This is a genomic window from Neobacillus drentensis (genome assembly GCF_036965245.1).
Taxonomy (GTDB): Bacteria; Bacillota; Bacilli; order Bacillales; family Cytobacillaceae; genus Neobacillus; species Neobacillus drentensis_G.
In genome coordinates, this window is record NZ_JBALPG010000050.1 from 1 (window position 1) to 2,271 (window position 2,271).

The 2,271-nt window shown below is 39.5% G+C and carries 3 protein-coding genes; 1 reads left to right on the forward strand and 2 read right to left on the reverse strand.

Translation table 11 applies throughout. The features are described 5' to 3' along the window. Window positions 1-134: 134 nt before the first annotated feature. On the reverse strand, window positions 135-1,220 hold the full coding sequence (locus V7150_RS12535; RefSeq protein ID WP_335518410.1) for a M42 family metallopeptidase: 1,086 nt from the start codon (window positions 1,218-1,220) through the stop codon (window positions 135-137). A 69-nt stretch (window positions 1,221-1,289) separates the two neighbouring features. Continuing rightward, window positions 1,290-1,781: a dUTP diphosphatase gene (locus V7150_RS12540; RefSeq protein WP_335518414.1), complete on the reverse strand. Its 492-nt coding sequence runs from the start codon at window positions 1,779-1,781 to the stop codon at window positions 1,290-1,292. Window positions 1,782-1,884: 103 nt separating this feature from the next. Here V7150_RS12540 and V7150_RS12545 point away from each other — a divergent pair. Then, on the forward strand, window positions 1,885-2,271 hold a 387-nt coding region (locus V7150_RS12545; RefSeq protein WP_335518416.1), incomplete at its 3' end, for a sigma-w pathway protein ysdB.

Sequence of the window (2,271 nt, forward strand, 5' to 3'; positions counted from 1 at the left end):
GCGAATTCGGCAGTTTATCAGCGAATTTTCAAGTTTTATCAGCGAATTCGGGCAGTCTAACGGCTAATCTATGAACACACATAAAGAGCAGAAAAAATCCCCGGCCCAAAAATTCAGCCGAGGATTCAAAGTTTTTATTCAAAGGTAATTTTATCAACTGTCTCACGGTCTAAGCGTTTGATGACTTCGACAATCAATTTAACTGCATTTTCGTAATCATCACGGTGAAGCATTGCTGCATGTGAATGAATATAACGTGTAGCAATAGTAATCGCCATTGCAGGGACGCCATTATGTGTTACATGGATCGAGCCTGCATCTGTTCCGCCGCCAGGAATCGATTCATATTGATATGGGATATTCAATTCATCCGCTGTATCCGTGACAAAATCACGCAAGCCTTTATGGGCTACGAGCGATGCATCATAGATGACTACCTGAGGTCCTTTGCCCATTTTACTTATCGACTCTTTTTCCGTAATTCCAGGTGTGTCGCCGGCAATACCCACATCAACCGCAAAGCCGATATCAGGTTTAATTTTTGCTGAAGCCGTCTTTGCCCCGCGCAGACCAACCTCTTCCTGAACATTTCCTACAGCATAAACCTCATTTGGATGATCCACACCTTTTAATTGCTTCAATACATCAATCGCAATCGCACAGCCAATGCGATTATCCCATGCTTTGGCCAACAGCATTTTCTCATTGTTCATGACGGTAAATTCGAAATATGGCACAACCATATCTCCTGGACGTACACCCCACTCCCCAGCTTCCTCTCGGCTTGAAGCACCGATGTCAATAAACATATCTTTAATTTCCACCGGCTTTTTACGCGCTTCTACCGAAAGAACATGTGGAGGCTTTGAACCAATAATCCCTGTTACGTCGCCCTTTCTCGTAACAACCGTTACCCGTTGTGCGAGCATAACCTGGCCCCACCAACCACCGACTGTTTGGAAACGGAGAAATCCTTTGTCATCGATTTGGGTAACCATGAAGCCGACTTCATCTAAGTGGCCGGCAACCATAATTTTCGGACCACCGGCTTTCCCGACCTTTTTAGCAATTAAACTGCCAAGTCCATCGGTTGTCAATTCATCAGCAAATGGTTCTATGTAATTCTTCATCACTTCGCGCACTTCACGCTCATTGCCAGGAATCCCTTTGGCATCAGTTAAATCTTTTAACATCGTTAATGTTTCATCAAGTTTTGCCATTTATTAGCCCCCTTTTATGAATGTACGTTTATTATACAGGAAAAAGTCTGCAAATTCACAAATTTCCTGCTAATAGTTATTCTGTTGTCTTTGATAATTTACTTCGTTTTTATGAAAATATGCCTGTTCTATTTCCAACTGTGAAAATCCTAACAGTTCTGCTAACTGGAGATATGCTTTAAACAATTCAATATAACTTAATAAATTTTTTGACTTCTGAAAACTACTAGTTAGTTCATAAATACGGAGGAACTGGTCTGTTACATTCAAAGTTGACTCATGTACATTCAATTCTATCTGCTGCGGATCAAAACCACATTCAATCCCAAGTGACAAAATAAAATGAACCCCGTCGACAAACTCTTCTAAAATTACGTCTTTGGCGGAAGATGGTTTCACGCTCCAAAACTTAAAACAACGGGTTTCATTCGCCAATTCTCCAATTTCAACAAGTAATGCAAGAACCTTTCTCTCAAATAATTCCTCATCCAGCAGCTCGTGCTTTTCTTCAATATGGGTATCCAATGCTTTTTGCATTTGAAACAGTTTTTCAAGTTGCATAGTATTCGCTCCTTATGGAAAAATTATAGCAAAATGTGAAATGATTGAAACTTTTTTGCTATTGGTTCGTATTAGAAGAAAAATAGGTGTAGGGGGCTTAGCCATGATTTGGTTGCTGCGCTTCGTATTGTTATTTTTCATCATTTTTTTATTTTACTTGGGGGTAAAATTACTTTTTCAATCGGCCCGAAAGCTTGAATCTGCACGTAAACATAAACGATTTTTGTTTATTGATCACAATGATGTAAGAAGGAATTTCCAGCTTACCTACAAAGGTGCAGTATTTTCCGGTGAAAAATACATGGGAACTGTCAATAATACCTTTGACGTCGTCTCTATCTCTATTTGGCCAGAAAACACGGCCTCACTTAAAGGGATGGTAAAAGATGATTTTTTTTATTTGGATCAAAAAATACTTGAACATTATCCGAACGCCGAAATTAATTGGAAAAGTCCTGTAAAAGAATTTTTATTAGAAAACTCGCCGATT